This is a genomic window from Pseudomonas versuta, from assembly GCF_001294575.1.
GTDB lineage: Bacteria > Pseudomonadota > Gammaproteobacteria > Pseudomonadales > Pseudomonadaceae > Aquipseudomonas > Aquipseudomonas versuta.
In genome coordinates, this window is record NZ_CP012676.1 from 3548130 (window position 1) to 3567776 (window position 19647).

A 19647-nucleotide genomic window follows, 5' to 3' on the forward strand; every position below is an offset into this window, starting at 1 on the left:
CTGAAAGGCCGTCTTTCAGGTTGGTGTAATGATGAGCAAGCGAGTACTGGTAATTGTGGGTCACCCCTCTACCGACAGTTTTTGTGCAGCCCTGGCAGACAACTATGTCGAGACGGCCATTGGCGCCGGCCAGGATGTTCGCGTTCTATATCTCGGCGACCTGTGCTTCGATCCGGTCCTTCACGAGGGGTATAACCGAATCCAGCCGCTGGAGCCCGACTTGCTCAAGGCCCAGGTTGATATCACCTGGGCAGAGCATCTGGTACTGGTGTTTCCAGTCTGGTGGGGCGGCGTTCCGGCTTTGCTCAAAGGCTTTTTCGACCGCATCCTGCTGCCCGGTTTCGCCTTTTCCTACCGCAAGGGCAAAGCCTTTCCCGAGAAGCTGTTGCTCGGGCGCAGCGCATACCTGCTGGTGACGATGGACACCCCGCCCTGGTATTACAAGTGGGTGTACCGCATGCCCGCACTGCATCAAATGCGCAAAACCACTCTGGCCTTTTGTGGCATAAAACCGGTCGCGACCCTGACATTTGGCCCGATTCTGGATTCAACTGCCAAACAACGGGACAATTGGCTCGGGCAAGCCCGCAAGCTCGCCATCAAGTGAGTACCTGATAGGCGGGCGGCCATAAAAAAGGACTTTTCATGTATATCGGCAAAGCCGCCCAACTCTCGGGCACCACCATCAAAAGCATTCGTCACTATGAAGACATCGGCCTGCTCCCGGCGCCACAACGCCGTGGCAACTATCGCGTCTACTGCGAGCAGAGTGTCGAGCGGCTGATGTTCATCAAATGCGCGCAGCAATTGGGCTTCAAACTCAAGGAAATGCTGGCGATTCTTGATGATCACCGCGGGCAGACCCTGCCGTGGGAAGTGGTAAGGAACGCCGTCACTCATAAAAAACAGGCCGTGATGAATCAGATCCAGGCGCTGCAAAACCAGCACGCGGGGCTGGTCGAGTTTGAGACACGTTTTTTAGGCGCCCATGAACTCTGCCAGCTGCAAAACCTGTAGGCGCGCCGTTTTACGGGTACAACAAGCGCTGCGCCAGTTCGTCCGAGACCCTGGCCGGTGAGCGTTTTTCAGCCTGGGCGTGGGCGTAGATACCGGTCAGGCGCTGGCTGATGCGGAGCAACTGCTCGTTGATGGCCTCCGGCGTTGCGCCTTGATGGGTCAGGGCCATGTAAATCAAGCCGCCCGAATTGATCACGTAGTCAGGCGCATACAGGATTCCCCGGCGCTCTAGCTGGTCGGCCACTTGCAGGTTGGTCAGCTGATTGTTCGCACAGCCGGCCACCGCCGAGCAACGCAGTTGCGCCACGCTGTGCCAGTTCAGCACGCCTCCCAGGCCGCACGGCGCAAGAATGTCGCAGGGCGTACTGAGCAGAGCCTCACAGGCAACCGGGTGAGCCCCCAGCTGATCCATGGCCAGACGCACTTTACCGGGATCGGTATCGCACACCAGCAACTCGGCTCCGGCCGCATGCAGTTGCTCGGCCAGCGCGTAACCGACCTTGCCCAGGCCCTGCACGGCAACCCTCAGCCCTTCCAGGTTGTCACTGCCCAGACGCGACGACGCGGTACTGCGAATACCGGCAAACACCCCCATGGCCGTATGCGGCGACGGGTCGCCTGCGGCCGTGGTGCTGGTAACGTGCCGGGTGCTCTGGGCAATACAATCCATATCGGCGGTGGAGGTGCCGCTGTCGATGGCAGTGATGTAGCGTCCATCCAGTTGTTCGACACAGCGACCAAAGGCTTCAAACAACGCCGCGCGACTTTCGACATGCGCCGCCCGCATGATCACGGCCTTGGCCCCCCCTACTGCCAGACCGGCCAGCGCAGCTTTATAGCTCATGTCCTGGGCCAGGCGGATGGCGTCATTCACAGCACTTTCATCGTTAGGGTAGGCCAGATATCGGCACCCTCCCAAGGCAGGCCCCAGGCGACTGCTATGAATGGCAATCACCGCCTTGAGCCCCGTAAGAGGATCAACACTGAGGTGCAACGACTCCACATGAGCACTTTGCATGAGAGCAAACATTAACCAGCCCTCGAACGATAAAAGGTAAACGGCAGTATAGGTTGCGCCGGAAAAATCGTCGGAGTGCGCAGGAATAAGCCTGAGCCGATTTCACGGTTTCGGACATAACCTGTCGGAGGCTGATGGAAATTGCCGGCGAATGCATGGAATCAGCAATTTTAAAACCCTGTAGCCGCTGCCGAAGGCTGCGGCCACAGGTTATTTTCAGACCGGCGTATCGGGTTGCCGCGCCGGGTGCGCAGCGATGAACGCCGGGTGATTGTCTGCCAGGGCCGCGACCCGGGCAATCCGCGAGTACGGCACCAGTGACACCTTAAAACGTTCAGCCGCGTACAGCTGCGGGATCAGGTACACATCCGCCAACCCGGGCTCAGGCCCGAAGCAATAGCCGTTATCGCCAATCAATTGCTCAATGGCGGCCAGGCCTTGGGTGATCCAGTGACCGATCCACTGCACCACCTGCTCTTCGGTCTGACCCATCTGACGCAGTTGATTGAGCACACTGACGTTGTGCAGCGGATGAATATCGCACGCGACCAAAGCGGCCACCGCCCGTTCATGGGCACGGGTGGCCAGGTCTGTGGACAGCAATGCCACCTGCGGATAGCGCTCTTCGAGGTATTCGATGATCGCCGGGGACTGGGTCAGCACGCTGCCCTCCTCCGTGCGCAAAGCGGGCACCCGGCCTTGGGGGTTGATCGCCAGATACGCCGCCTGTTTGTGCTCGCCGCTAGAGGCGGCAATCAGATTGACCGGCACCGCCTGATAATCCAGACCTTTAAGCGCCAGCGCGATCCGTACCCGGTAGGACGAAGTTGAGCGGTAATAGGTAAAGAGTTGCATGGCTCGCTCCTTTAGCGCGCAGCGACAACCTTGCCGCGGCATTCGCCAAAACCGATGGAGGCATAACCCTCACGCGAGCAACGGGCACGCAGAATGATTTCATCGCCATCCTCAAGGAACTTGCGAACCTCGCCCGAGGCCAGTTCGATCGGGTGTTTACCGCCTTCGGTGATTTCCAGCAGGCTGCCCAGTTGTGAGCGATCCGGACCAGACAGGGTGCCCGAGCCGAACAAGTCACCCGATTGCAGTTGGCAGCCGTTGACACTGTGATGGGCCACCAGCTGCGCGGCCGTCCAGTACATGTTCAGGCTGTTGCTCAAGCCCAGTCGATGGGCGGGCAGGTTCTGCTCGCGCATCGATTCGGTCAGCAGCAACACTTCGAGTTCGATGTCCAGCGCGCCGCCGGCCTGATCCTTCGGATCGAGCAAGTACGCCAATGGCTGCGGATCACCTTCAGGGCGGGCGGGCTGTGCACGGCGGAACGGCTCCAGGGCTTCGGCAGTCACCACCCAGGGGGAAATGCTGGTAATGAAGCTTTTCGACAGGAACGGCCCCAGCGGCTGGTATTCCCAGGCCTGGATGTCACGCGCCGACCAATCGTTCAGCAGGCAGAAACCGGCTATATGATCGCCCGCTTCGCTGATCGCGATGGCATCCCCCAGGTCATTGCCCTGACCGATCCAGATACCCAGTTCCAGTTCGTAATCCAGACGTGCACACGGACCAAAAGTCGGCTCGGTCTGACCGGCTGGCAAGGTTTGCCCTTTAGGACGACGCACCTCGGTACCCGAGGCGCGAATGGTTGAAGCACGACCGTGGTAACCGATGGGCACGTATTTATAGTTGGGCAACAAAGGATTGTCAGGGCGAAACAGTTTACCGACGTTCTTCGCGTGTTCGATGCCGACATAAAAGTCGGTGTAATCACCAATCCTGGCGGGCAGGTGTAACTGACAGTCGGCCGCCAGCGGCAACAACTTTGCGCCCTGGGCTTCGATCTTGCCGCGCAGGGTACTGCCCTCGCCCAGCAGTTCCAGCAAGCGCTCACGCAAGGCCACCCGGGCACTGCGCCCCAACGCAAAATAGGCATTCAAAGCGCCGCCCAGCGACGCTTCTACGGCGACCTTGGCCTGACCTTCAAACAGACCGCCAGCCAAGGCCGCCTCGAGATCAAAAATATGCTCGCCGATAGCGACACCGCTACGGGGCGCCGATCCATTAAGACTGAAGACCCCCATCGGCAGGTTTTGCAACGGGAAATCAGTGTGACCGTTGGCGGAGGCGATCCAGCTGCGGGTAAGTGTGGACTGGGTCATGTTTATCTCCGATTTGGGTTGAAGGTTGCGGGCAGCGAGGCCCAGCAAGCGTCGTAACTGGATTGCAATTGCGGGCATTGAAGGGCGAACTGGCTGGGGCGCAACACTTGGCTGGTTTCAAACATGAAGGCCATGGTGTTGTCGATTTTGCCCGGTTGCAGTTCAGCGGCAATGGCTTTGCTACAGGTTTCAGCGTCCGGGCCGTGGGCGCTCATGCAACTGTGCAGCGAAGCACCGCCGGGCAGGAAACCCTCGGCCTTGGCATCGTAGCTGCCCTGGATCAGGCCCATGAATTCGTTCATCAGGTTGCGGTGAAACCAAGGCGGCCGGAAGGTGTTTTCAGCCACCATCCAGCGCGGCGGGAAGATCACAAAGTCGAGGTTGGCCATGCCCGGCACGCTGGTGGGCGAGGTCAATACCGTGAAAATCGACGGATCGGGATGATCGAAGCTGACGGTGCCAATCGTGTTGAAGCGGCGCAGGTCATATTTGTACGGCACGTTATTGCCATGCCAGGCGACCACATCGAGTGGCGAATGATCCAGCTCACAGTCCCACAGCTCGCCGAGGAATTTCTGCACCAGCGTTGTCGGTTGCTGGTTATGTTCGTAATGCGCCACCGGGGCCAGGAAATCCCTCGGGTTAGCCAGGCCATTGCTGCCTATGGGGCCAAGATCTGGCAGACGCAGCGGCGCGCCATGGTTTTCAGCCACGTAGCCCCGGGCTTGCGGGTCGAGCAATTGAACCCGGAATTTAAGACCGCGCGGGATCACGGCAATTTCTAAAGGCCCGAGGTCAAGCACCCCCAACTCGGTCGCAATCCGCAGTCGGCCCTGCTCGGGCACCAGCAGCAATTCACCATCGGCATTGAAGAACACGCGCTGCATCGAGGTGTTCGCGCGGTAGGTGTAAATGCTGATACCCGCAGGCTTTTGCGGGCCGCTGTTGGCAGCCATGCGCACCAGACCGTCAATAAAGTCTGTGGCCTCGTCAGGGATCGGCAACGGGTTCCAGCGCAAGCGATTGGGGGTTACCGGGCCCGGCTCGCAGCCGCTCAACTGCCGCTGCAGTTTGACGAACGCCGGGTGGTTGGCTGACGGCTTGATCCGGTACATCCAGGTGCGGCGCGACTCGCTGCGCACCATGGTGAACGCGGTACCCGACAACAACTCGGCGTACAGACCATAGGGGACTTTTTGCGGGGAGTTCTGACCAACCGGCAAGGCGCCGGGCAAAGCTTCACTGCTGAATTCATTGCCAAACCCGGATTGATACACGAGATCGGACAAGGACGAGTCGAGGTTCATGGAGCCTCCAGAGTGGAGAATACAGTTGACTGCGCCCGGCCCGGAAACAGCGTGCGCGTCGCTGCGTTATTTTTATCGTAATTCAATTACGCATAACGTAATTTGATTGGTATTAAGCGTCAAGCTATAAAGACGCCCATTCGTCCCGAGACCCAGGCCCCCATGGAAAAGCCCCGCAGCAGCAACGACAGCACCGGCAAGCAGAAAGTACGCTCCGCCGAGGTCGGTACTGACATCCTCAAGGCCCTGGCCGAACTGTCACCTTCAACGTCACTGTCGCGCCTGGCCGAACACGTACAAATGCCCGCCAGCAAGGTGCATCGCTACTTGCAGGCGTTGATCGCCAGTGGTTTTGCTGAACAGAATACGGCCACCAATCATTACGGGCTGGGGCGTGAGGCATTGCGCGTGGGGCTGGCGGCACTCAACAGCATGGATGTGCTGAAAGTCGCCGCCCTGCCCCTGGCCGAACTGCGTGATGACTTGAATGAAACCTGCTTCCTGGCGGTGTGGGGCAATCAGGGCGCGACGGTGGTGGCTATTGAAGCCGCGGTTCGCGCAGTCACGGTGGTGACCAAGCTGGGCTCGGTGCTGCCACTGCTGAGTTCGTCGACAGGGCTGGTGTTCAATGCCTTTCTGCCTGACCGGGAAACGGCCGCTTTGCGCGAGCTGGAGTTGCAAACCGATAACATTCATCCGCTGAAAAAGCCTGAAGCCTACGCCGCTACAGGCGCACAGATCCGTGAGCGCGGACTGCATTTTGTCCATGGTTTGCTGATGCCCGGCGTCGATGCGTTGTCGGCACCGGTGTTTGATGCCACCGGTCATGTAGCAGGTGTACTGACCGTGGTCGGGCCTGCGTCGCTGTTCCATGCCGATGAAAACGGACCCGCAGCCAAGCGACTGCTGGAAGCGAGCAAGGCCATCAGTTGGCGTATGGGCTATCAACCGGACTGAAGAACGCCACCCCAGTAAAACTGCATCGCTGGCAAGCCAGCTCCCACAGGTTAGCTGAGGGCCTAGTTCGGCTTTCGACTATTGCCGAGGCGGTAATAGAGATTGTCCAATACCGCCCTTATTCCCCAAGCAAATAGCCCTTATTCTTAGCGAACTTTCCGGCACGGGTGCCGGTCATACGCATTGAGTCACCTCGACTCTGCATCCCCCAATTTACCCTGACGTTGATTTGTTGCTCCTTGATGAACGTCTTCCTTGGCCGCTGTTTTACAGCGGCCTTTTTTATGCCCGGGATTTGCCACGGGTCAGAGCATCATCATCAGCAAGGGCGCCGCAAACAGGTTGAGAATCCCGGTCAGGACCATGACCAAACCTGCCACTGAGCCCTCCTCACTACCGACCTCGCGGGCGCGACTGACTCCCGCACCGTGCGCACCAATACCAAACAGGGCCCCCCGCGCCAGGCTGCTGCGCAGCGGTAACCACTTGAGCAAAATACCGCCCAGCAATGCGCCAAACACGCCGGTGAACATCACAAACACCGCTGTAAGCTCGGGAACTCCGCCCAGGTGTTGCGCCAGGGGCATGGCAAACGGGGTGGTGATGGAACGCGGGACCAAAGACATCGCCAGCGATGTGTCGAGCGCCAGCGCCCTGGCCAGCCAGAATGAACTGCCAATGGACGCAACACTCCCCGCCAGCATCCCCAGCAGCAACGCTATCCAATGGCGTGCCAGCAACTTGCGCTGCTGCCAGATGGGTACGGCGAAGGCCACGGTCACCGGTCCCAATACCAGCATCAACCAATGGGTATCGCTTGAGTACTCGGCATAAGCGGTGTGCAGCGGCACGGCCACTGCAAGCAACAATACCGGTACCAAAATCAGCGGTGACAGCACGTAGCGTCCGGTGCGCCGGTACAGCCAGCGGCTCAGGACGTAAGCGCCAAGGGTGAGGGTCAGCCAGAACACAGGCATCCATTCAAACTTCATGACGCGACCTCCAACGGCATACCGCCTCGACGGTGAAGGCGGTCACCACCATGACCAATAAGGTACTGACCCCGATTACCAGCAGAATCCGCCACCCGTCATTGCGCACCAGTGCGCCGTAGTCGAGCAGACTCATCAGGGCCGGGATGAAGAACAGCAGCATCTCGGCCATCAACACCCCGGCGCCCAATTGCAGGGTCGCAGGTTTGATCAGGCCCAGAGCAAATGCCGACAGCAACAAGGCCATGCCAATCACGCCCCCCGGTATTGGCAAATGCCACCATGCCGCGATCTGGCAACCGAGAAAGTAAATGGCCAGCAATACCGCAACTTCACTGACCAGACGGGCAAAGCGTTTTACATCAAAGCGTTTCATGTGGGTTCCAGTGCAGACTGGACTTCATTTTAATGAGCGGCCTTCCATCCCGAAAACGAATTGTTAGACTAGCATCCATTCCAAAACGGAATCACACACATGGAATTCAAACAACTGCGCACTTTTGTAGAGGTGGCGCACCAAGGCGGGTTTACCCAGGCCGCGCACCTGCTGCATATCAGCCAGTCGGCGGTCAGCAAGCAGGTGGCACAACTGGAGCAAAACCTTGGCACGCCCCTGTTCGACCGTCTGGGTTCGCAGGTGCGCCTGACGGCAGCCGGAAATGTGGTGCTGCAACGCGCCGAAGGCATGCTGCGCCTGCACAAGGAGCTGCTCAGTGAGCTGGACGACCTGAGTCAATTAACCCGTGGCGAGTTGCGGGTCGGCCTGCCATTACTGGGCAGTAACGCGCTGTTTGCCAGCCTGTTTGCCGAGTACCGGCGGCGCTACCCCAATATTCAGGTGCAACTGCTTGAAGGCGGCAGCATGCATATCGAGCAAGCGGTGATGAGTGGCGAACTGGAGCTGGGCGGCAGCTTGACCCCGAAAAATCCGCTGTTCGGCTATCAACCGTTTTGCGATGAACCGCTGGATGCGCTACTCCCGGCTGATCATCCGCTGGCGCAAGGAGGCAGCGTGCGCCTGGAGCAATTGGCCGACACGCCGTTTCTGCTGTATCAGCGCAGCTTCATGCTCAACGAGCGCTTATTGCAGGCGTGCCAGCAATTGGGCTTCACCCCCAAAGAGGGTGGCCGCAGCGGGCAATCGGACTTTTTAGTGGCGCTGGTGGCTGCCGGGCAAGGTGTGGTGCTGCTGCCCAGCGTGGTGGCCAGGGAGCTGATACGACCGGGAGTCGTACGTTTGAAGCTGGTCGCGCCGGATTACCTGCGTTGGGATATCGCCTTCATCTGGCGCGACGGTGCTTATTTGTCGCGAGCCGCCCAAGCCTGGCTGGAGCTGCTGCGCGAGCGACCGGTTACTGCGTCAGTGCCTTGATAAAATCTTGCAGCCACGGCTCGGAATCTTCTTCCGGGGTCACGGTGACGCTGGAGTCCAGACGCAACATTGGCAGCACCTCGCGCAGCCCCAGTTCTGCGAACAGTTCACGCATTTGCTCACCGCCGCCGCAGAAAGTGTCGCCATAACTTTCATCGCCCAGGGCGATCACGGCCCCGGGCAAACCGCGCCAGGCAGCTGGCAGCAGATCACGGATCTGGCTGTACAACGGCATCAGGTTGTCAGGCAGCTCGCCCATGCCAGTGGTCGAGGTAACGGCCAGCAAGGCTTCAGGGCCAAACGCCTGAATCTCGGCCAGCGTGGCGCGGTTATTGAGAAAAACCTCAAAACCGGCATTGATCAGCAGTTGTCTGGCGTTGCGGGCGACTTCTTCAGCGGTGCCGTACACCGAGCCGGAAAGGATGGCGACTTTCATCAATCTGATCCTGTAACTGACTAAAAGGCCGGGATATTAGCAGGTGAGGCGCAGCTTTCGGTGATGGCCAGTAGACTGCATCTGCGCCAGCCTTAAAATGTATTCACCTTGCCCACCCTTTCCGGAGCCCCTCGATGATCAACTCTCGCTTGTTACAACGCATGGTGGACGCGTCTCAGGACGGAATTGTGATCGCCGAACAGGAAGGCGAAGACAACATTCTTATTTACGTGAACAAGGCATTTGAAACGCTCACCGGTTACAGCAGCGACGATATTTTGTATCAGGACTGCCGCTTTTTGCAGGCCGGTGACCGAGATCAAATCGGCCTGCAACTGGTCCGTGAAGCCATTGCCAGCGGCCAACCTACCCGCCAGGTACTGCGCAATTATCGAAAGGACGGCTCGCACTTCTGGAACGAACTGTCGATCACCCCCGTGTTTAACGAGAACGATCAACTCACCTACTTTATCGGTGTGCAAAAGGATGTCACTGCCCAGGTGAAGGCCCAGCAACGGGTTGCTCAGCTGGAGGCCGAGCTGGCCGAGGTGAAGGCCGAACTGCAGGCGTACAAGGCGACGAACGGATCTAACAAATCGTGTAAATAAAGGTCTTACATTGGCTTGAAAGAATTTGTAACCCTAATTTACGAGCCAGATAATGTCGTACGAGACCCTTCTGACTCAGGACGAGTTGGATTTTATCCAGTCGTTGCATGAAAGCCCGCTGCTCAATCAGCGGGAGACGTCATCGAGCCTTACGGTTAAAGGTGTCTCACAAATACGCGATCTGCTGACACGCCTGGCAGCACATGAGCAAGTCACGATTCAGGCGCACTTTGCCGACCAGAAAATGAGTTTTCCGCTGAGTCTGGTAGAAGACGAATTTCATACCCAGCATCTGCAGCTGGGAGCGCCCAGCATTTTTGAAGACGGCCCGCTTGGCCGCCCCTGGCGTTTGACCCTGGAAGAACCGGTGGCGCTGGAGAATATTCGGGCAAGGCCGGGCAATCTGTGGATTACCGAGGTGTCCTTCAAGGGCCTGCTGATCGAGGTGCGGAACGAAGGCCGCCCGCCGCGTCAATTTGCGCAATGGTTCAGCCCTGTTGGCTATGAGCGGATTGCGGTGCGCGGCACGCTGGAGCGTAAAACCGAATCAGGGCTGTATGCCTACCGGCTGAGCCAAAGCGATAAAGGCGAAACCGAACGTTTGCGCCAATTCATCCTGCAACAACATCGCCTGACACATCCCGCCCTGCACGCTTGATACCACTCAGCTATCGCGATGGCCCAGGAGCTCGGCATCCAGACGCTGACTCACCTCCAGAGCTTCGCGCCCCAAACAGACAATCGATGTGCCCTTCAGCGCCTCTTGCGCCATGGATTGGGTTTGCCCCGCCAAAAACGTCGGGCAGTTCAGGGTCGGCACCAGCCGCACAAGTCGCCGATGGTGCGCGGCTGCCAGAGTACGCTGAGCAAACAGCACAACCGCTGTGGGCCGGACCTTCTCGCAAATCAGCGCAAGCTCATCCAGAGGCTGTGCTGTGGGCAACACCCTGACCACCCGGTCGTGGCGGCTCAGGAGCAGGCCGGCAACCAGCAGCTCCAGCTCATGACACAACTCCGGCACCGCGACCATTAACACACACTGTGACGCCTGTGCTGCCTGCATCTGCAGACGGTGCTGGACCCGCGTGCGCAAGAACCCGTCCAGCAACAACCATTCACTGGTGCGGCCGAACTCATCCCGCGACCTGAACAACTGTTGATACAGCGGCAGGAAGATGTCGTGGAATACGGTTTCTGCCGGGTAACCGGAATAAATCTGCCCGTACAGGCGGTCCAGCTCAGGCTCGTTGAATGTACTCAGGGCCGCCCCTACCCGGGACTGCCACTCGCTGTGTTCAGTGGCAGCAGGTTGCGGGCGGTTATGTGCAGAGTCATTGGCGAGTAACTGCGCGACCTTGCTGACCGCAACTCCCCGCTCAAGCCAGCCCATGACCCGGCGCACTGTCTCAATATCGGTCACTGAGTACAGGCGATGCCCACTTATGGTGCGTATTGGCTGAATCAAGCCGTAGCGCCGCTCCCAGGCGCGCAGGGTCACCGGGTTGATGCCTGTGAGCCGGGCGACTTCCCTGATCGGATACAAGCCTTGCGACTCAGGGCAATCGGCAGACAACGCTACGGGCTCAAGTTCAGTAATCACGGGCATCGGAGGGCAAGGACCAAGAGGATATAGGGGGATTCTACGCCTCATAGCGTCATCTGGTGCTCAAACAGGAGCCGGGATTTTCACAATCAATTGTCGGAGCCGGCCTGCCGGCGATGCAAACGGCCGGATTGCGTAGAGACTGGCGCAAGGAGGAACAATCCTTGCTTGTTTTTCAGAACACGGCCCACCACCCCGGCGCTGCGTTTTGTGACTGCCCTACCCGGGCAGCATTAGCCTTATGGAGATACACAATGTCTACCTCCCCTGTCACCTTGCTGGTTGCGCGTCGCGTCGCTGACGGCCGCTATCAGGAACTGATCGCCTGGCTGCATGAAGGCGAGCAATTGGCCACCGACTTCCCCGGTTATCTGGGTTCAGGCGTACTGGCCCCGCCTGCGGGCGATGATGAGTTTCAGATTATTTTCCGCTTTGCCGACGAAACCACCCTCCACGCATGGGAACACTCGGTGTCGCGCAAGTCATGGTTACTGCGCGGCAGTGACTTGTTTGCCCATCCTTCAGAGCGACGTGTCAGTGGCATCGATGGCTGGTTCGGTGCCGGCGGGCAGCGCCCGCCACGCTGGAAGCAAGCGGTGGCCATCTGGCTGGCATTCTTCCCGGTGTCGCTGTTGTTCAATTTTGTGCTGGGCCCGCTGCTTGGCGAGTTGAGCCTGCTGCCGCGAATATTTGTCAGCACCCTGGCCCTGACCCCGCTGATGGTTTTCTGGTTTATTCCGCTCTCGACTCATTTGCTGGCCGGCTGGCTTCACAGCCTCCCGGACAAACCTTTGGGCGGCACAATCGCCCAGCGCCACTAAACCCCGACTCGGGTTTGGCCGTTACGTCGCGGACGCTGGTATAGTTTTGCCATTACGCCGCGACTGTTTCCGACCTTACTCCACCGAGTCCGCCATGCCCTCTCCTTCTGCACCGATTCTGATCACTGGCGCCGGCCAGCGCATTGGTTTGCATTGCGCCAGGCAATTGCTGGCCGATGGGCATGCCGTAATCATCAGCTACCGCAGTGAAAAACCCGGGGTGCAAGCCTTGCGCGAACTGGGTGCGACGACACTGTTTGCCGACTTCTCAAACGAAGACGGTATTCTCGACTTTATCCAGCGCCTCAAAAACCATACTGATTCGTTGCGGGCCATTGTCCACAACGCCTCGGCCTGGCTTGCCGAGACTGCAGACACCGGCACCTGTGCATTCACACAAATGTTCAGTGTGCACATGCTGGCGCCGTACTTGATCAATCTGCATTGTGCCCAGTTGCTGGAGCGTTCAACGCCGGCGGACATCATTCATATCAGCGACGATGTCACGCGCAAGGGCAGCAGCAAGCATATTGCTTATTGCGCAACCAAGGCCGGGCTCGACAGCCTGACCCTGTCATTCGCCGCTAAACTGGCGCCACGCATCAAGGTCAACGGCATTGCCCCGGCCTTGCTGATGTTCAACCCCGACGACGACGCGGCGTACCGCGCCAAAACCCTGGCCAAGTCAGCAATGGGGATAGAGCCCGGCGCCGAGGTCATTTATCAGAGCCTGCGCTACCTGCTGGACAACCCGTATGTGACCGGCACAACCTTGACCGTCAATGGCGGCCGGCATCTCAAATAGCCGTCCCCGAGGAAGTACTTCATGAGCGCAACACTGCCTGAGCAATATCGCGAGATCCTCATAGGTCTGGGTGAAAACCCCGACCGCGAAGGCTTGCTCGACACCCCCAAACGCGCAGCCAAAGCCATGCAGTATCTGTGTCATGGTTACGAACAAAGCGTTGAAACCATCGTCAATGGCGCCCTGTTTGCCTCGGACAGCGATGAAATGGTGATCGTCTCCGACATCGAGCTGTACTCACTGTGCGAGCATCACCTGCTGCCGTTTATTGGCAAGGCACATGTCGCGTATATCCCGACCGGCAAAGTGCTGGGCCTGTCGAAGATTGCCCGTATCGTCGACATGTTTGCCCGCCGCCTGCAAATCCAGGAAAACCTCACCCGGGAAATCGCCGATGCCATTCAAGGCATTACCCAAGCCGCCGGCGTGGCCGTAGTGATTGAAGCCAGGCACATGTGCATGATGATGCGCGGCGTTGAAAAACAGAACTCGACCATGAACACCTCGGTCATGCTGGGCGCGTTTCGCGAACCAAGCACCCGCATGGAGTTCCTGCAATTGATAGGACGGAGCAAGTCTTAATGCCACAACTTCAGCCAGGAATGGCCCGCATTCGCGTCAAAGACCTGTGTCTGCGCACATACATCGGGATCAATGAGGAAGAAATCCTCAACAAGCAGGATGTACTGATCAACCTCACCATCCTGTATGCCGCCCAAAAAGCCGTGCGTGACAACGATATCGATCACGCCCTCAATTACCGGACCATCACCAAGGCGGTGATCCAGCACGTCGAAGAAAACCGCTTCGCCCTGCTTGAGCGCCTGACCCAGGAACTGCTGGATCTGGTAATGGCCAATGGCGCCGTGCTGTACGCCGAAGTCGAAGTCGACAAGCCGCACGCACTGCGCTTTGCCGAATCGGTTTCGATTACGCTGGCGGCAAGCCGCCAGGCTCCCACCCTTTGAATGTCGGTGAACCCCATGACGCCCCAAGAACGCCTTGAACTCGAAGCCGCCGCCTTCCGTCGCCTTGTCGCGCATCTGGACAGCCGCAAGGACGTGCAAAACATTGACCTGATGAACCTCTCGGGCTTTTGCCGCAATTGCCTGTCCAAGTGGTACAAGGCGGCGGCCGACGAGCGCCAGATCGACCTCAGCCTCGATGACGCCCGTGAAGTGGTGTACGGCATGCCTTATGCCGAGTGGAAATCCCAATACCAGAAAGAAGCCAGCGCCGAACAGGCCGCGGCCTTCGCAACAGGAAAAAAGCATGACTGATTTGAACACCCTGCGCGCCAGCCTCAACAGCGGCGAACACCTGTTCGCCGATACCCTGGCGTTTATCGCAGCGCACTACAATTACCAGCCACAAGCCTTCAACAACGGCGGCGTAGAAAATGCGGCCGGGCAAAATGAGGGTTCTTGCAAAACATTGGGCCTGGCCCTGCTGGAAGGTCTGAGCGATGACGAAGCGCTGCTCGCGTTTGGCGAACACTATCGCTCGGTCGTGGCGACCCCGGATGGCACCGACCACAGCAACATCCGCGCGTTGCTCGCCCATGGTCTGGCAGCGGTTGAGTTCACCACCTTGCCGCTGACCCCCAAGGCCTGACACCTGCTGCAACTGTGGGAGCTGGCTTGCCAGCGATAGCATCACTTGGGTCTATCAGGTAATTCGTGTTGCCTGCGAGCTCTTCTTTGCTGCTCTGAAAATCTCACGAGCAAGCTCGCTCCCACAGTTTGCCGCACACAAAAAAACCGGCCGAGGCCGGTTTTTTCATGTGCGGCAAACTATCAGAACGCAGCGTTCTGCAGGCCGTCCAGGTAGCGCTCAGCATCCAGTGCAGCCATGCAGCCAGCACCCGCCGAGGTGATGGCCTGGCGGTAGACGTGGTCAGCCACGTCGCCTGCCGCAAACACACCTTCAATGCTGGTGGCGGTAGCGTTGCCTTCACGGCCACCTTGCACAACCATGTAACCGTCCTTGAGCTCCAGCTGGCCTTCGAACAACGAAGTGTTCGGCGTGTGGCCGATGGCGATGAATACGCCGTCGACTTTCAACTCGTCAAAGCTGCCGTCGTTGTTTTTCAGACGTGCGCCGGTCACACCCATGTTGTCGCCCAGCACTTCGTCCAGGGTGGCGTTGAGCTTGAGCTCGATCTTGCCTTCAGCCACACGAGCGTGCAGCTTGTCGATCAGGATCTTCTCGGCGCGGAAGGTTTCGCGGCGGTGAACCAGGGTTACTTTGCTGGCGATGTTGGCCAGATACAGCGCTTCTTCAACAGCCGTGTTGCCACCACCAACCACAGCCACAGGCTTGTTGCGGTAGAAGAAACCGTCACAGGTCGCGCAGGCGGAAACGCCTTTGCCCATGAAGGCTTCCTCAGAAGGCAGGCCCAGGTAACGGGCGCTGGCGCCTGTCGCGATGATCAGCGCGTCACAGGTGTAAACACCGCTGTCGCCGGTGAGGCTGAACGGTTTGTTTTTCAAATCAACGGCGTTGATGTGATCAAACACGATCTCGGTTTCAAAACGCTCGGCGTGTTCGCGCATGCGCTCCATCAGAACCGGACCGGTCAGGCCATGAACGTCGCCCGGCCAGTTGTCGACTTCAGTAGTGGTCGTCAATTGACCGCCAGCCTGCATGCCCGTGATCAGCAGTGGTTTGAGGTTGGCGCGGGCCGCGTAGACCGCGGCGCTGTAACCGGCAGGGCCGGAGCCCAGAATAATCACACGCGAATGACGTACTTCAGACATGACTCACTCCTATGACCGCCCGTGTCGAAACCGGGTCGGAACGCCGGTTCACCGGCTGGAATAAAAAGAAATCGCAAACCTGCTCAGGCAACGCCTGAAACGCGCAGGTCCTGAAAAATGTAGGTGTAGCGTATAGAGGCCGCAGAGAGTAAGGAAATACGCAATAACAATCCAGCTCATAGCAGGTCTCTATGTAGTCCAAGAGATGCCTGGACGTCTTTGTTACAGTAATTGTCGATTCTTAAGCAAGGCTATCGCCCTATAGATAAAGCCGTTAAGGTCGCCCGGTTTTCCACTGCTCGGAGCACACTATGCCCGCACCTGTTCTCTCTGGCCCGCAGTACCTGCGTGAAGGCCTCAAGTTGGTACTCAGCCCCGGCCTGCGCCTGTTCGTACTGCTGCCACTGCTGATCAACCTGGTGCTGTTCGTCGGGTTGATTTATTTCGCCGGGCACCAGTTCAGCCTTTGGGTCGATACCCTGATGCCGTCGCTGCCCAGCTGGCTCAGCTTCCTGAATTACTTGTTGTGGCCGCTGTTTGTGGTGCTGGTGGCGTTGATGGTGTTTTTCACCTTCACCATGCTTGCCAATATTATTGCCGCCCCTTTTAACGGCTTTCTCGCGGAAAAAGTCGAAGCGGTGGTGCGCGGGGTCGACAACTCACCGCCTTTTAGCTGGGGTGAACTGATCGCCATGGTGCCCCGCACCCTGGCCCGTGAAATGCGCAAGCTGGGCTATTTTCTGCCCCGCGCGATTGCCCTGCTGATTCTGTCATTCGTGCCGGTACTCAACTTGATAGCCGCGCCGTTGTGGCTGATTTTCGGGGTCTGGATGATGGCCATCCAGTACATCGACTACCCGGCGGACAACCACAAACTGGGCTGGAACGACATGCTCGCCTGGCTGCGCGAAAAGCGCTGGCAGAGCCTGAGTTTTGGCGGGATCGTGTATGTGGTGTTGCTGATACCTGTGGTCAATATCCTGATGATGCCGGCCGCTGTCGCAGGCGCGACCCTGTTCTGGGTGCGGGAGCGTGGTGACGAAGCGCTGGCCAAAAGCAGAGCCTGATCAGTGCAGGTGCCTCGCGATTGCAGGGCGCGAGGGACCTGCGGGTATTTTTACGCCAGCGTCATAAATCCAACATGGCACTGACACATTGACGACATCGCGCTGGTTAACACTGATGTCATGACAACAGCCCTGCATATCGCCCTGATCACTGAAACCTTCCCGCCCGAAATCAATGGAGTGGCCAATACCCTCGGCCATTTGAGTGAAGGGCTGCGCGCGCGCAATCACCGGGTGGAAGTGGTTCGCCCGCGCCAGACTGACGATGCAAACCAGCGCAGCACCGATGTCCTGATGCTGTGTCGAGGCTGGCCTTTACCGGGGCATCCGGGTTTGCAATGGGGCATGACCTCCACCCACCGGCTGACCAGGCGCTGGCAGCAACAGCGCCCGGACGTGGTCTATATCGCAACTGAAGGACCTCTGGGCCTGTGCGCCCTGCGCGTTGCCCGACGTTTGGGGATCCCGGTGGTCAGTGGCTTTCACACCAATTTCCAGCAGTACTTCAATCAATATGGCCTGAGCCTGTTCACTCGCGCCATGACCCGCTATTTGCGCTGGTTTCATAACCGCTCCAACCTGACTCTGGTGCCCAGTGCCAGCCAGCGCCTGGAGCTCACGCGCAGGCATTTTGAACGTCTGGAGTTACTCGCCCGCGGCGTCGACAGCCAGTTGTTCAACCCGTCAAAACGGCAAACGTCCTTGCGCCAGAGCTGGGGCCTGAGAGAAAACGATATTGCGCTGTTGCATGTCGGTCGGCTGGCCCCGGAAAAAAATCTGGGTGCACTCAAACACTGCCTTGATGCGTTGCAGGCACGCTACCCGGCACGGCGCTTCAAGTTGATTGTGGTGGGTGACGGTCAAAAGCGTGCGGCACTCGAGGCGTCGTTGCCCGAGGCAGTGTTTTGCGGCGTTCAGTGCGCAGAGGCCCTGGCCAGCCACTACGCCAGCGGGGATGTATTTTTATTTCCGAGCCTGTCAGAGACCTTTGGCAACGTGGTGCTTGAAGCCCTGGCTTCGGGACTGGGCGTGGTGGCCTATGACGAGGCCGCTGCCGGCCAGCATATTCGCCATGGCTACAACGGTGTGCTGGCCATGCCCGGAGATGAATATGCCTGGATCGAAGCGGCCTGCTGGCTGCTCGAAGCCCCCGAAACCCTGCGCACCATTCGCCTGAATGCCCGTTGTCATGCCAGCCGTCAACGCTGGGCCGCGATAGTCGAACAGTTCGAAGGCCAGCTGCTGCGGGCCTTCCATGGCTGCGCCGGGAGCGTCGAAGTACCGGGCTGACGGCACTACGGTTTAAGACAGGGCTTTCTCAATCGCCTGAATCACTGCTGCATCATCCGGCGCGGTACGCGGCGAAAAGCGCTCAAGCACCCGGCCATCCGGCCCGACCAGAAACTTTTCAAAATTCCAGCTGATGTCACCCGGGAACTCGGCGCCTTCACCTGCCAGCAAACGGTAAAGCTGATGGCGCTGCGGGCCATTGACGTCCAGTTTGCTGCTCAGGGGGAAAGTCACCCCATAGTTCAGGCTGCAAAATGCCTGGATTTGCTCTTCAGTGCCCGGCTCTTGCCCGGCGAACTGGTTGCAGGGCACACCCAGCACGCTGAAACCTTGAGCCTTGTATTGCTGATACAGGTTTTCCAGCGCGGCATATTGCGGGGTCAACCCGCATTTCGAGGCAACGTTGACTACCAGCACCACTTGGTCCTTGAAGGCTTCCAAGGGCAGCGGGCTGCCGTCCAGCGCGTCTAGGGTAAGGTCGTGAAAAGCGCTCATGACGAACTCCAAAATTCCCGGGCTACATCCAGGCAATCGTTCAAAGTACCGATTGCCATATTATTCAAAAAGCAAAAAGGCGCCCGTAGGCGCCTTTTTCTGGCTAGCTCGCAAGTGAGCGTAGCAGCTGTTATCAGTGCTGATGACCGCCTTCACCGTGAACGTGGCCGTGAGCAACTTCTTCTTCGCTCGCGTCACGTACAGCAACAACCTTGACCTTGAAGGTCAGGCGCTGGCCTGCCAACGGGTGGTTGCCGTCTACAGTTACGTCGTCGCCGTCCAGATCACGGATAGTCACGATCTGCATCTGGCCGTCCGGTGCGGAAGCGTGGAACTGCATGCCCACTTCCAGTTGGTCAACGCCTTCGAACATGCTGGCGCTCAAGGTGCTGACCAGTTCAGCGGAGTACTCGCCGTAAGCGTCTTCAGGTTCAACGGTTACCGTCAGTTCTTCGCCAACGGCCTTGCCTTCAAGAGCCTTTTCCAGACCTGGAATGATGTTACCTGCGCCTTGCAGGTAAACCAGCGGTGCGCCGCCGGCAGAGCTGTCGATGACATCGCCATCGTCGTTGGTCAGGGTATATTCGATGGAGACTGCCTTGTTGGCGGCGATCGTCATGGGGCGAGACCTTTTGCAAAAAAATAAATGAGTTCGCAAGTCTAACCAAGCAATCGCCTGAAAGCGAACACAACAAAGACCAACGGATAACTTTGAAAACTTCAACGATCATTGGCTGGCGTCAAGATGAAGAGGAGCACTGGGTCGCAGTGCTGTCCTGTGGCCATACCCAGCATCATCGTCACCAGCCGCCCTGGCAATCCAGGGCCTGGGTCCTTGATCCCCAGCAACGCCAGAAAAAAATAGGTCAGCCCTTTACCTGTGGCTGGTGTGCTCAAGACGCAGATAGCGCTAATCTTGGCAATTGATT

At 58.5% G+C, this 19647-nt stretch carries 25 protein-coding genes and 1 pseudogene; 15 read left to right on the forward strand and 11 right to left on the reverse strand.

Going from position 1 to position 19647, the window contains the following annotated elements:
* Positions 1–31: 31 nt before the first annotated feature.
* Complete coding sequence (locus AOC04_RS15895) at positions 32–607, forward strand: NAD(P)H-dependent oxidoreductase (RefSeq protein WP_060696969.1); 576 nt, start codon at positions 32–34, stop codon at positions 605–607.
* A 38-nt stretch (positions 608–645) separates the two neighbouring features.
* Positions 646–1017, forward strand: coding sequence for a MerR family transcriptional regulator (locus AOC04_RS15900; RefSeq protein ID WP_060695010.1), 372 nt, complete (start codon positions 646–648; stop codon positions 1015–1017).
* Between the two features lie 10 nt (positions 1018–1027).
* Here the strand turns inward: AOC04_RS15900 and AOC04_RS15905 are convergent, their stop codons facing one another.
* The 4 genes from AOC04_RS15905 to hmgA form a co-directional block, all read right to left on the reverse strand.
* Complete coding sequence (locus AOC04_RS15905; RefSeq protein WP_060695012.1) at positions 1028–2047, reverse strand: Glu/Leu/Phe/Val dehydrogenase family protein; 1020 nt, start codon at positions 2045–2047, stop codon at positions 1028–1030.
* A 204-nt stretch (positions 2048–2251) separates the two neighbouring features.
* On the reverse strand, positions 2252–2890 hold the full coding sequence (maiA, locus tag AOC04_RS15910; protein ID WP_060695013.1) for a maleylacetoacetate isomerase: 639 nt from the start codon (positions 2888–2890) through the stop codon (positions 2252–2254).
* 11 nt (positions 2891–2901) lie between these two features.
* Positions 2902–4206, reverse strand: a complete 1305-nt coding sequence (gene fahA, locus AOC04_RS15915) for a fumarylacetoacetase (protein WP_060695015.1) — start codon at positions 4204–4206, stop codon at positions 2902–2904.
* 2 nt (positions 4207–4208) lie between these two features.
* On the reverse strand, positions 4209–5513 hold the full coding sequence (hmgA, locus tag AOC04_RS15920) for a homogentisate 1,2-dioxygenase (protein ID WP_060695017.1): 1305 nt from the start codon (positions 5511–5513) through the stop codon (positions 4209–4211).
* A 162-nt stretch (positions 5514–5675) separates the two neighbouring features.
* Here hmgA and AOC04_RS15925 point away from each other — a divergent pair, with 162 nt between their 5' ends.
* Positions 5676–6470 (forward strand): IclR family transcriptional regulator, encoded by a 795-nt coding sequence (locus tag AOC04_RS15925; protein ID WP_060695019.1) that lies wholly within the window; start codon positions 5676–5678, stop codon positions 6468–6470.
* A 305-nt stretch (positions 6471–6775) separates the two neighbouring features.
* On the opposite strand, the gene AOC04_RS15930 is transcribed toward AOC04_RS15925, so the two are convergent.
* Positions 6776–7462, reverse strand: a complete 687-nt coding sequence (locus tag AOC04_RS15930; RefSeq protein WP_060695021.1) for an LrgB family protein — start codon at positions 7460–7462, stop codon at positions 6776–6778.
* Entirely contained in the window at positions 7452–7838 is a 387-nt protein-coding gene (locus tag AOC04_RS15935; protein ID WP_060695022.1) for a CidA/LrgA family protein, read from the reverse strand. The genes AOC04_RS15930 and AOC04_RS15935 overlap by 11 nt, the downstream gene beginning before the upstream one ends.
* Positions 7839–7937: 99 nt before the next feature.
* Here AOC04_RS15935 and AOC04_RS15940 point away from each other — a divergent pair, with 99 nt between their 5' ends.
* Positions 7938–8834: a LysR family transcriptional regulator gene (locus AOC04_RS15940; RefSeq protein ID WP_060695024.1), complete on the forward strand. Its 897-nt coding sequence runs from the start codon at positions 7938–7940 to the stop codon at positions 8832–8834.
* On the opposite strand, the gene AOC04_RS15945 is transcribed toward AOC04_RS15940, so the two are convergent.
* The gene (locus AOC04_RS15945) at positions 8815–9270 is read right to left on the reverse strand and encodes a flavodoxin (protein ID WP_060695026.1); all 456 of its coding nucleotides are present in this window, start codon (positions 9268–9270) and stop codon (positions 8815–8817) included. The two genes, AOC04_RS15940 and AOC04_RS15945, sit on opposite strands and share 20 nt — an antisense overlap.
* A 134-nt stretch (positions 9271–9404) precedes the next feature.
* Here AOC04_RS15945 and AOC04_RS15950 point away from each other — a divergent pair, with 134 nt between their 5' ends.
* Together AOC04_RS15950 and AOC04_RS15955 are read left to right on the forward strand one after the other, a co-directional pair.
* Complete coding sequence (locus AOC04_RS15950; protein ID WP_060695028.1) at positions 9405–9878, forward strand: PAS domain-containing protein; 474 nt, start codon at positions 9405–9407, stop codon at positions 9876–9878.
* A gap of 52 nt (positions 9879–9930) precedes the next feature.
* Positions 9931–10536, forward strand: a complete 606-nt coding sequence (locus AOC04_RS15955) for a hypothetical protein (RefSeq protein ID WP_060695030.1) — start codon at positions 9931–9933, stop codon at positions 10534–10536.
* A gap of 6 nt (positions 10537–10542) precedes the next feature.
* Here AOC04_RS15955 and AOC04_RS15960 read toward each other — a convergent pair whose 3' ends face one another.
* Positions 10543–11484, reverse strand: coding sequence for a MerR family transcriptional regulator (locus AOC04_RS15960; RefSeq protein WP_060695032.1), 942 nt, complete (start codon positions 11482–11484; stop codon positions 10543–10545).
* Between the two features lie 251 nt (positions 11485–11735).
* Here AOC04_RS15960 and AOC04_RS15965 point away from each other — a divergent pair, with 251 nt between their 5' ends.
* The 6 genes from AOC04_RS15965 to AOC04_RS15990 all read left to right on the forward strand — a co-directional run bounded on the left by AOC04_RS15965 (position 11736) and on the right by AOC04_RS15990 (position 14721).
* Positions 11736–12302 (forward strand): putative antibiotic biosynthesis monooxygenase, encoded by a 567-nt coding sequence (locus tag AOC04_RS15965; RefSeq protein ID WP_060695034.1) that lies wholly within the window; start codon positions 11736–11738, stop codon positions 12300–12302.
* Positions 12303–12396: 94 nt separating this feature from the next.
* Positions 12397–13107, forward strand: a complete 711-nt coding sequence (gene folM / locus AOC04_RS15970) for a dihydromonapterin reductase (protein WP_060695036.1) — start codon at positions 12397–12399, stop codon at positions 13105–13107.
* 21 nt (positions 13108–13128) lie between these two features.
* Positions 13129–13689 carry a GTP cyclohydrolase I FolE gene (folE, locus tag AOC04_RS15975; protein WP_060695038.1) on the forward strand — a complete coding sequence of 187 codons (561 nt, stop codon included), beginning with the start codon at positions 13129–13131 and terminating at the stop codon, positions 13687–13689.
* The gene (gene folX, locus AOC04_RS15980; protein WP_060695040.1) at positions 13689–14075 is read left to right on the forward strand and encodes a dihydroneopterin triphosphate 2'-epimerase; all 387 of its coding nucleotides are present in this window, start codon (positions 13689–13691) and stop codon (positions 14073–14075) included. Before folE ends, folX begins: the two co-directional genes overlap by 1 nt.
* Positions 14076–14090: 15 nt before the next feature.
* Positions 14091–14387, forward strand: coding sequence for a DUF1244 domain-containing protein (locus tag AOC04_RS15985; protein WP_003439952.1), 297 nt, complete (start codon positions 14091–14093; stop codon positions 14385–14387).
* Positions 14380–14721, forward strand: a complete 342-nt coding sequence (locus tag AOC04_RS15990) for a HopJ type III effector protein (RefSeq protein WP_060695042.1) — start codon at positions 14380–14382, stop codon at positions 14719–14721. The genes AOC04_RS15985 and AOC04_RS15990 overlap by 8 nt, the downstream gene beginning before the upstream one ends.
* Positions 14722–14903: 182 nt before the next feature.
* Here the strand turns inward: AOC04_RS15990 and trxB are convergent, their stop codons facing one another.
* Positions 14904–15866: a thioredoxin-disulfide reductase gene (trxB, locus tag AOC04_RS15995; RefSeq protein WP_060695045.1), complete on the reverse strand. Its 963-nt coding sequence runs from the start codon at positions 15864–15866 to the stop codon at positions 14904–14906.
* Between the two features lie 311 nt (positions 15867–16177).
* On the opposite strand from trxB, the gene cysZ reads away from it, so the two are divergent.
* A complete protein-coding gene (gene cysZ, locus AOC04_RS16000) occupies positions 16178–16933 on the forward strand; it encodes a sulfate transporter CysZ (protein WP_060695047.1) in 756 nt (251 codons plus the stop codon).
* 120 nt (positions 16934–17053) lie between these two features.
* Positions 17054–18223, forward strand: a complete 1170-nt coding sequence (locus tag AOC04_RS16005; protein WP_082363721.1) for a glycosyltransferase family 4 protein — start codon at positions 17054–17056, stop codon at positions 18221–18223.
* A 12-nt stretch (positions 18224–18235) separates the two neighbouring features.
* Here the strand turns inward: AOC04_RS16005 and AOC04_RS16010 are convergent, their stop codons facing one another.
* Both AOC04_RS16010 and AOC04_RS16015 read right to left on the reverse strand, forming a co-directional pair.
* On the reverse strand, positions 18236–18718 hold the full coding sequence (locus tag AOC04_RS16010) for a glutathione peroxidase (protein ID WP_060695051.1): 483 nt from the start codon (positions 18716–18718) through the stop codon (positions 18236–18238).
* Positions 18719–18851: 133 nt separating this feature from the next.
* Positions 18852–19337 carry an FKBP-type peptidyl-prolyl cis-trans isomerase gene (locus tag AOC04_RS16015; protein ID WP_060695054.1) on the reverse strand — a complete coding sequence of 162 codons (486 nt, stop codon included), beginning with the start codon at positions 19335–19337 and terminating at the stop codon, positions 18852–18854.
* Here AOC04_RS16015 and AOC04_RS23580 point away from each other — a divergent pair.
* A pseudogene (locus AOC04_RS23580) lies at positions 19306–19645 on the forward strand (DUF3565 domain-containing protein). The gene AOC04_RS16015 and the pseudogene AOC04_RS23580 sit on opposite strands and share 32 nt — an antisense overlap.
* Positions 19646–19647 lie beyond the last annotated feature (2 nt).

Bases quoted from the DNA above. Each gene is read 5' to 3' on its own strand.
- AOC04_RS15895 (WP_060696969.1), top strand. From the start codon at position 32: ATGAGCAAGCGAGTACTGGTAATTGTGGGTCACCCCTCTACCGACAGT.
- AOC04_RS15900 (WP_060695010.1), top strand. From the start codon at position 646: ATGTATATCGGCAAAGCCGCCCAACTCTCGGGCACCACCATCAAAAGC.
- AOC04_RS15905 (WP_060695012.1), bottom strand. From the start codon at position 2,047: ATGTTTGCTCTCATGCAAAGTGCTCATGTGGAGTCGTTGCACCTCAGT.
- maiA (WP_060695013.1), bottom strand. From the start codon at position 2,890: ATGCAACTCTTTACCTATTACCGCTCAACTTCGTCCTACCGGGTACGG.
- fahA (WP_060695015.1), bottom strand. From the start codon at position 4,206: ATGACCCAGTCCACACTTACCCGCAGCTGGATCGCCTCCGCCAACGGT.
- hmgA (WP_060695017.1), bottom strand. From the start codon at position 5,513: ATGAACCTCGACTCGTCCTTGTCCGATCTCGTGTATCAATCCGGGTTT.
- AOC04_RS15925 (WP_060695019.1), top strand. From the start codon at position 5,676: ATGGAAAAGCCCCGCAGCAGCAACGACAGCACCGGCAAGCAGAAAGTA.
- AOC04_RS15930 (WP_060695021.1), bottom strand. From the start codon at position 7,462: ATGAAGTTTGAATGGATGCCTGTGTTCTGGCTGACCCTCACCCTTGGC.
- AOC04_RS15935 (WP_060695022.1), bottom strand. From the start codon at position 7,838: ATGAAACGCTTTGATGTAAAACGCTTTGCCCGTCTGGTCAGTGAAGTT.
- AOC04_RS15940 (WP_060695024.1), top strand. From the start codon at position 7,938: ATGGAATTCAAACAACTGCGCACTTTTGTAGAGGTGGCGCACCAAGGC.
- AOC04_RS15945 (WP_060695026.1), bottom strand. From the start codon at position 9,270: ATGAAAGTCGCCATCCTTTCCGGCTCGGTGTACGGCACCGCTGAAGAA.
- AOC04_RS15950 (WP_060695028.1), top strand. From the start codon at position 9,405: ATGATCAACTCTCGCTTGTTACAACGCATGGTGGACGCGTCTCAGGAC.
- AOC04_RS15955 (WP_060695030.1), top strand. From the start codon at position 9,931: ATGTCGTACGAGACCCTTCTGACTCAGGACGAGTTGGATTTTATCCAG.
- AOC04_RS15960 (WP_060695032.1), bottom strand. From the start codon at position 11,484: ATGCCCGTGATTACTGAACTTGAGCCCGTAGCGTTGTCTGCCGATTGC.
- AOC04_RS15965 (WP_060695034.1), top strand. From the start codon at position 11,736: ATGTCTACCTCCCCTGTCACCTTGCTGGTTGCGCGTCGCGTCGCTGAC.
- folM (WP_060695036.1), top strand. From the start codon at position 12,397: ATGCCCTCTCCTTCTGCACCGATTCTGATCACTGGCGCCGGCCAGCGC.
- folE (WP_060695038.1), top strand. From the start codon at position 13,129: ATGAGCGCAACACTGCCTGAGCAATATCGCGAGATCCTCATAGGTCTG.
- folX (WP_060695040.1), top strand. From the start codon at position 13,689: ATGCCACAACTTCAGCCAGGAATGGCCCGCATTCGCGTCAAAGACCTG.
- AOC04_RS15985 (WP_003439952.1), top strand. From the start codon at position 14,091: ATGACGCCCCAAGAACGCCTTGAACTCGAAGCCGCCGCCTTCCGTCGC.
- AOC04_RS15990 (WP_060695042.1), top strand. From the start codon at position 14,380: ATGACTGATTTGAACACCCTGCGCGCCAGCCTCAACAGCGGCGAACAC.
- trxB (WP_060695045.1), bottom strand. From the start codon at position 15,866: ATGTCTGAAGTACGTCATTCGCGTGTGATTATTCTGGGCTCCGGCCCT.
- cysZ (WP_060695047.1), top strand. From the start codon at position 16,178: ATGCCCGCACCTGTTCTCTCTGGCCCGCAGTACCTGCGTGAAGGCCTC.
- AOC04_RS16005 (WP_082363721.1), top strand. From the start codon at position 17,054: ATGACAACAGCCCTGCATATCGCCCTGATCACTGAAACCTTCCCGCCC.
- AOC04_RS16010 (WP_060695051.1), bottom strand. From the start codon at position 18,718: ATGAGCGCTTTTCACGACCTTACCCTAGACGCGCTGGACGGCAGCCCG.
- AOC04_RS16015 (WP_060695054.1), bottom strand. From the start codon at position 19,337: ATGACGATCGCCGCCAACAAGGCAGTCTCCATCGAATATACCCTGACC.